We start from the raw sequence: 7,147 nt of genomic DNA on the forward strand, positions 1-7,147 counted from the left end.
GTCCCGACTGTAGCGGCGATAGGCCAGCGCCAGCCCCTCGGCCACCAGGGCGCCGGCGACGTCGACGCCCGCGTGCTCGCAACGGCTGACCTTGCGGCCGTAGCGGTCGGTGTCGAGCACGCGGCAGATCAGGCCCCGGCCTTCGACCCGGTCCTTCAGGGCGTGCGTCGCCGCCGCCCCGCAGGCCCAGGCTCCGCGCGGGCCGTCGCACATCTGATCGCGCTCGAAGGCGTCGATGCCGTGCAGGCGGACCCGCACCGCCCCCACGTCGAGGGTGTCGCCGTCGACCACCCGTCCGATGCCTTTCAGCCGGCCGGCCGACGCCCCGGCCCGGGCCGGCTCGACCTCGGCGCGGGCGACGTCGGCGCCCGGTCGCAGGATCAGAACCACCGCCAGCACCATGCAGGCCAGCACCAGCGCTTCGGTCAGGATGCCGACCCGGCTCCGGGATTTCCTCCACGGGCTCCGCGTCCGGCGGGGGTATCCGCGTCCAGCCATCATCTCACCTGTCGGGCGTTCGCCGGCAGGGTCGTCGATCAACCTTTCCCGACCGTTGCGGTCAGTCCCCGAGAGCCCTGGCCAGGGCGCGCTCGAAGCCGGCCGCCTCCGGCCCCGGGAGGACCTCGCCGAGACGGCCGTCCTGAAACAGTTCGAACACGCGGGGATGGACGTAGGAGGTCCGGCACACCGTCGGCGTATTGCCCAGCAGGCCCGCCACCGCCTTGACGCAGACGGTGATCCGGCGTTTCGCCTCGGTCGGCGACGACGGCGGCTCCATGTCGCGCAGGGCCCGGGCCGCCGACACCGTCCCGGCCCAGGTCCGGAAATCCTTGGCCGAGAACTGCTCGCCCATGGCCTCGCGGATGTAGGCGTTCACATCGTCCGAGGTGACGGCGCACAGCGCGCCGTCCGCATCCCGGTATTTGAACAGCTGCTGGCCCGGCAGCTCGCGCAGGTTTCGCACCATCGCAGCCAGCCGGCGGTCCCGGACTTTCACCTCGTGCTCGACCCCGCTCTTGCCCTTGAAGGCGAAGGTCAGGGCCGCGCCGTCGATCTCGAGATGCCGCTTGTTCAGCGTGGTCAGGCCATAGGACCGGTTCTGCTTCGCATACTGGGCGTTGCCGACGCGGATCAGGGTGATCTCCAGCAGCCGCACCGCGGTGGCCAGCACCTTCTCCCGCGACACGCCCCGCCGACCGAGATCCGCCTCGACCCGACGCCGCAGCATCGGCAGGGTGCGCGCGAACTCCGGCAGGCGCTCGAACTTGGTCTCGGCGGCGTGGGCGTGCCAGGCGGGGTGGTAGCGGTACTGTTTGCGGCCCTTCAGGTCCCGCCCCGTGGCCTGGATGTGGCCCGAGGCGCGCGGGCAGATCCAGACGTCGGTCCAGGCCGGAGGGATGGCGAGCGCGCGGACCCGGTCGAGGATTTTCCGGTCGCGGATCAGACGGCCCTGCGGGTCGTGATAGGCGAAGCCCTTGCCAGAGGCCGTGCGCCTCAGCCCCGGGAGCTCGTCGCTGCAGAACGTCAGGCCGGCGGGAACCTCGGCCCGCGTTTCGACCGCCAGGGCGCCGTGGGCCATCAGCGCAGCCCGCCGGATGATGTCGTCGCCATGTCAGCCTCTTGAGGATTTGCGCAGCGCCAACGTGGGCCGATGTCCGCCGGTTCCCCTTGACCGGCGGGGCGGGGCGCGAGAGGGCAGGGCGATGAACTATCGTCACAGCTTCCACGCCGGGAATTTCGCCGACCTCGTCAAACACGCCCTGGTCCTGTGGCTGCTGGAGCGGCGGCAGGCCTCGGGGCCGGTGGCGGTGATCGACACCCACGCCGGGGCCGGGATCTACGACCTGACCGGCGACGGCGCCCGTTCGAAGGAGGCCGAGGCGGGCATCGCCCGCCTGATGGCCGCCGCCGACCGGCCGCCGCTGATCGAGGCGCTGGCGGCCGAGGTGGCGCGGCTCAATCCAGACGGCGGCGTGCGCCTGTATCCCGGCTCGCCCCGGCTGATCGCCGGACGGCTGGGCGACGAGGACCGCTATGTCGGGTTCGAGCTGCATCCGCCGGTTCTCGACCTGCTGACCGGGGCGCTGGAGGCCTTTCCCCAGGCCGCGGCCGAGGGCGGCGACGGCTATGATCAGGCGAGGGCGTGGGCGGCGGAGGCGACGGCCCCATTCGTGCTGATCGACCCGCCGTTCGAACAGCCGGACGACTACAATCGCGCCGCCGACACCGCCGCCGCCATCGTCCGGGCCGATCCGAGGGCGACGGTCGCGATCTGGACCCCCTTGAAGGACATGGAGACCTTCGACGGCTTCCTGCGGCGGCTCGACAAGGCCGGGATCAAGCGGGCGCTGGTGGCCGAGGCGCGGCTGCGCCCCCTGACCGATCCGATGAAGATGAACGGCTGCGCGGTGGTGGTGCTGAACCCGCCGCCGGGGGCCGAGGCGGCGGCGAACGAGGTCTGCGGCTGGGTCGCGGCGACACTGGGCGGCGAGGGGGCCCGGTCCGAGGTCTGGTTTACGGGCTGACCCGCTATTCGATGACCTCGCCCGCCTCGTAGAGGTGCGGCTCGAAGGTGGCGATGGCCATGATCGGCTCCATGGCGGCGTTGACGGCGGGGCTGCGGGCCATGGCCTTCCAGTCCTCGCGCGAGCGCCAGACGGCGTGCACCGCCGCCACCTTGCCGTTGAGCCCGCGATGCAGGGTGGCCGATATGAAACCCTCCGCCTCGCGCTGCGAGCGGACCATGACGGCCAGACGCTCCATCAGCGCATCCAGCCGCTCGGGCTCGCAACGGTAGACGTTGATCAGGACGACAGGATCGGAGGCGGCTTCGGTCATGAGCCGCCCCATAGAGGATCGCCCTTCCCCCGTCTTGCGCCATCGCCCATATCGGTCGGAGATGGAGCGGCGAATGACCCGAATTGCGATCCTGGAGACTGGGGCGCCGCCTCCGGCGCTGGCCGGGCGGCACGGCGACTACCCCGCCATGTTCCGCGCCCTGCTGGGCGAAGGGTTCGCGTTCGAGACCTTTGACGCCCAGGACGGGGAGCGGCCCGACCCGACCGCCTTCGACGCCGTCATCATCACCGGCTCGCCGGCGGGGGTCTATGAAGACCCCGCCTGGATCGCCGACCTGCTCGACTGGATCCGCGCGGCGAAGGGCCGGACCCGGCTGATCGGCGTCTGTTTCGGGCATCAGGCCATGGCCCAGGCGCTGGGCGGCCGGGTCGAGAAGTCCGACCGCGGCTGGGGCGTCGGCCTGCATCGCTATGAGGTGGTCTCGACCGAACCGTGGATGACGCCGGCCGCCGCGACCGTCGCTCTCCCGGCCTCGCATCAGGACCAGGTCGTCGAACAGCCGCCGGGCGCCCGGGTCATCCTGAGCAGCGCCTTCACCCCGTTCGCGGGCCTGGCCTGGGACGACGACGCCGTCAGCCTGCAGGGCCATCCGGAGTTCACGCCGGCCTACGCCGCCGATCTGACCGGCGGTCGGCGCGCGCAGATCGGCGCGGCGGTCACGGACCACGCGCTCGCGAGCCTCGCGCAGCCGGATGACCGGGAACGGGTCGGCGAATGGCTGGGCCGGTTCGCCGAATCGCGCCCTCGCCGCTAGCCGCCGCCTCATCCCGGGCGCGCTAAACCTTGCGCAACATATGTGTGCGAGGACGGAGGATCACGTCGGAATCCTCATGTCGCTTTTTCGAATCCTGGCGGCGAGTCTTGTTCTGCTCGCTGCACTTGTCCCGGCGTCCGGCAGCGCCGCGCAGGCGGCCGCGGACGCGCGTCGGGCCGAGGATTCGATGGCGCTCGCCCGGTTCGTGGAGCGACGGGCGGCCTCCACCAATTTCTCCGCGCTTGAGGCGTTCGGCCTGGCTGCTGTCCGGCGCGGCGACCGGGAGGGCCTGAACCGGCTCTATCATGTCACCTGGACCATTCTGAACCAGGGCGAGTTCGAACGGGCCGCGGTGTGGAACCGCCGTCTGGCCGAGGCGGCGGGTCAGCAAGCCGACGCCCGCTATGTCGACATCGCCCGGCTGAACGACCTGACGATGCGATACGACCAGGGTGAAGCCGGCGTCTCGGCCGAGATGGATCGGTTCGCCCGGACCGGGCGCGACTGGTTCGTTCGGGCGCACGCCGCCCGGCTGGCGGCCCTGGCCCGGGTGGACGAAAGCCGAATCGGCGAGGGCCTTGAGCTGCTGGCGCGGGCCCAGGCGGACATCCCGGAAGACGACCCCTTCGCGGCGACCGCCCAGGCCGGAATCTGGGAAGTCACCGGCATGGCGCTGAAGGAGCTGAACGACGTCGAAGGCGCCGCCGCCGCCTTCCGCAAATTTGAGATCGACTATTCCAACCCGGCCTATCCCCGGCCGGATTTCGACAGCCTCTACAACCTGGCCATGATGGCGGTGAGGGTCGGCGATCAGGCGCGCGCCGCGGAATACTGGGCGGCCCACCATCGTCTCGCGCGTCGTTCCGACCTTCCGACGCTGGCGATCTATGACGCCAGCCTGTGCGCCACCGTCGCCGACGCGCGTCAGGCTCCGCGAGAGGTCCTGGCCTGCATCGAACCGTACGGAGAGGACCTGGGCGCGGCCGCCTTCATGGCCCGCGACGTCCTGCCCCTGCGGGCCATCGCCCGCGCCCGCACCGGCCAGACCGCGGCCGCCCGCCGGGATCTCGAGGCCCTTAAGCGTCTGGAGGCCGGCGGGGTCGACCTCCAGATCGATCACGTCGAGGCCGAGGTGCTGTTCGCCGAAGGTCGGACGGCGGAGGCTTTCCGGCTGTTGCGCAAGCACATGCTGGAGGACGAGACGGCCACGGCCCGGAGCTTCAGCGCCGGCATCCACCAGGTCACCGGCGACATGCAGCAGCAGTTGGCGGAGCGGCGCCAACAGCTGGAGACGGCGCGGGCCAACACCAATCTGCAGCGCGCCGTGATCGCCATCGGCATCATCTTCCTGCTGTTCGCCATCGGGACGGTGGTCTGGCAATCGCGACAGGCGGATCGGTTGCGGGCGGCGCAGCGGCGGGCGGAGGACGCCAACCGGGCGAAGAGCGAATTCCTGGCCAATATGAGCCACGAGATCCGCACGCCGCTGAACGGGGTGGTGTCGATGGCCGATTCCCTGACCCGCAGGCCGCTGGGTCCGCAGGAACGGGAGATGGTCGAGCTGATCCGCTCGTCGGGCGTGACGCTGGAACGGCTGCTGTCCGATATCCTCGACAGCGCAAGGATCGAGTCCGGTCAGGTGGCGATCGAGCCGGCCCCGTTCGACCTCGAACAGGCGGTCAGCGACATCGGCGCCCTGTGGCGGGTCAAGGCCGAGGACAAGGGCGTGGCCCTGGAGGTCGATTTCGATCCCGCCCTGTCGGGGCAGTTCGAGGGCGACGCCGTGCGGCTGCGCCAGGTGCTGACCAACCTCGTCAACAACGCCCTGAAATTCACCAGCAAGGGTTCGGTTCGCCTGGCCGTCTCGGCGGGGGCGGATGACCGGATCACGTTCCGGGTCAGCGACACCGGGGTGGGCTTCGACCGCGAGCAGCGCAACCGCATCTTCCGGCGCTTCCACCAGGCCGACGGTTCGATCACGCGACGGTACGGCGGCACGGGCCTGGGCCTGGCCATCTCGACCGCCCTGGTCGACCTGATGGGCGGCGCGCTGGACTGCGAAAGCACCCCGGGAGAGGGATCGAGCTTCTGGTTCGAAATCCCGCTGCCGCGCGTCGAGCAGGCGAAGTCGCCGGCCGACGCGCCGCAAGCGGCGACGCGCGACGTCGAGGCGGTCGCGTTGCGCATCCTTCTGGCCGACGACCACCCGGCCAACCGCAAGGTCGTCGAGATCATGCTGGGGGCGACCGAGATGGAGCTGGTCGCCGTCGAGGACGGCCGTCAGGCGGTCGACGCCTTCATCGAGGGCGGCTTCGACCTGGTGCTGATGGACATGCAGATGCCGGTCATGGACGGTCTGACGGCGACCGCCGCGATCCGCCGCCACGAGGCCGAGCACGGGTTGAAGCGCACCCCGGTGCTGATGCTGACGGCCAACGCCATGTCGGAGCATGTCGAGGCCGGGCGCGCCGCCGGCGCCGACGGCCACCTGACCAAGCCGGTGACCATGGCCGGCCTGTTCGACGCCATCGGCACGGCGCTGGAGCCGGCGCGCGAGCTTGAGACGGCCTAGGCTACGGCCACTTCACCACCGGAGGCATCGAGCTGAGGATCGACTCGACATTGCCGCCGGTCTTGAGCCCGAACATGGTGCCGCGGTCGTAGAGCAGGTTGAACTCGACATAGCGGCCGCGCCGGATCAGCTGTTCCTCGCGCTCCTCCGCCGTCCAGGGCTCGGCCATCCGGCCCGCGACGATGCGCGGATAAACCTCCAGGAAGGCCTCGCCGACGTCGCGGGTGAAGGCGAAGTCGCGGGCCCGGTCGCCACTGTCCAGATGATCGTAGAAGATGCCGCCGGTGCCGCGCGGCTCGTTGCGGTGCGGCAGGAAGAAATACTCGTCGCACCAGGCCTTGAACCTGGCATGCCACGCCGGGTCATGGGCGTCGCAGGCGGCCTTCATGGCGGCGTGGAAGGCGACGGTGTCCGGGTGATCCTGGCGCCGGTCGACGTCCAGCACGGGCGTCAGGTCGCCGCCGCCGCCGAACCAGCCTTTGGTCGTGGCGATGAAGCGGGTGTTCATGTGCACGGCCGGGACGCGCGGGCTGACCGGGTGGGCGATCAGACTGATGCCGGTGGCGAAGAATCGGGGGTCCTCCGCCGCGCCCGGCACGCCCTTGGCGTAGTCGGCCGGGAAGGTCCCGTGCACCGTCGAGACATGGACCCCGACCTTCTCGAACAGCCGGCCGTGCATCATGCCCATGACCCCGCCGCCGCCGTCCTTGCGGTCCCAGGGCGTGCGCACGAAGCGGCCGGGCTCGCCGGGGAAGAGGTCGGCGGGCGCCAGGTCCTCCAGCGCCTCGAAGGCGGCGTGGATGCGGTCGCGCAGGTCCTCGAACCAGGCGCGGGCTTCGGTCTTCTGCAGGGCGAGGGGGTCGGCGGCGTCGGTCATGGAGGCGGCTTGTAAGGGGGTGAGGTCCGAGGGTCGAGGGGAGAGGGCGTCGGCGGCTTCTCCCTCCCCGTCCCGGGGAGGGTGG

7 protein-coding genes are annotated in these 7,147 nt (G+C 70.9%); 3 read left to right on the forward strand and 4 right to left on the reverse strand.

Translation table 11 applies throughout. The features are described from left to right. Nucleotides 1–498 (reverse strand): thermonuclease family protein (locus tag RDU12_RS05680; protein ID WP_308684243.1); only part of this gene is annotated, 498 nt, incomplete at its 3' end. A 61-nt stretch (nucleotides 499–559) separates the two neighbouring features. After that, nucleotides 560–1,579, reverse strand: a complete 1,020-nt coding sequence (locus RDU12_RS05685) for a DNA topoisomerase IB (protein WP_300292517.1) — start codon at nucleotides 1,577–1,579, stop codon at nucleotides 560–562. Between the two features lie 124 nt (nucleotides 1,580–1,703). On the opposite strand from RDU12_RS05685, the gene rlmJ reads away from it, so the two are divergent. Next, nucleotides 1,704–2,525, forward strand: coding sequence for a 23S rRNA (adenine(2030)-N(6))-methyltransferase RlmJ (rlmJ, locus tag RDU12_RS05690; RefSeq protein ID WP_300292518.1), 822 nt, complete (start codon nucleotides 1,704–1,706; stop codon nucleotides 2,523–2,525). Between the two features lie 4 nt (nucleotides 2,526–2,529). Here rlmJ and RDU12_RS05695 read toward each other — a convergent pair whose 3' ends face one another. Next, a complete protein-coding gene (locus tag RDU12_RS05695) occupies nucleotides 2,530–2,838 on the reverse strand; it encodes an antibiotic biosynthesis monooxygenase (RefSeq protein WP_300292520.1) in 309 nt (102 codons plus the stop codon). Nucleotides 2,839–2,911: 73 nt separating this feature from the next. Here RDU12_RS05695 and RDU12_RS05700 point away from each other — a divergent pair, with 73 nt between their 5' ends. Continuing rightward, nucleotides 2,912–3,613, forward strand: a complete 702-nt coding sequence (locus RDU12_RS05700) for a type 1 glutamine amidotransferase (RefSeq protein WP_308684244.1) — start codon at nucleotides 2,912–2,914, stop codon at nucleotides 3,611–3,613. A gap of 187 nt (nucleotides 3,614–3,800) precedes the next feature. After that, nucleotides 3,801–6,185: an ATP-binding protein gene (locus RDU12_RS05705; protein WP_300292277.1), complete on the forward strand. Its 2,385-nt coding sequence runs from the start codon at nucleotides 3,801–3,803 to the stop codon at nucleotides 6,183–6,185. Between the two features lies 1 nt (nucleotide 6,186). Here the strand turns inward: RDU12_RS05705 and hemF are convergent, their stop codons facing one another. Then, nucleotides 6,187–7,062: an oxygen-dependent coproporphyrinogen oxidase gene (gene hemF / locus RDU12_RS05710; protein ID WP_300292275.1), complete on the reverse strand. Its 876-nt coding sequence runs from the start codon at nucleotides 7,060–7,062 to the stop codon at nucleotides 6,187–6,189. Nucleotides 7,063–7,147 lie beyond the last annotated feature (85 nt).

The sequence above is a fragment of the Brevundimonas sp. genome (assembly GCF_031082345.1).
GTDB lineage: Bacteria > Pseudomonadota > Alphaproteobacteria > Caulobacterales > Caulobacteraceae > Brevundimonas.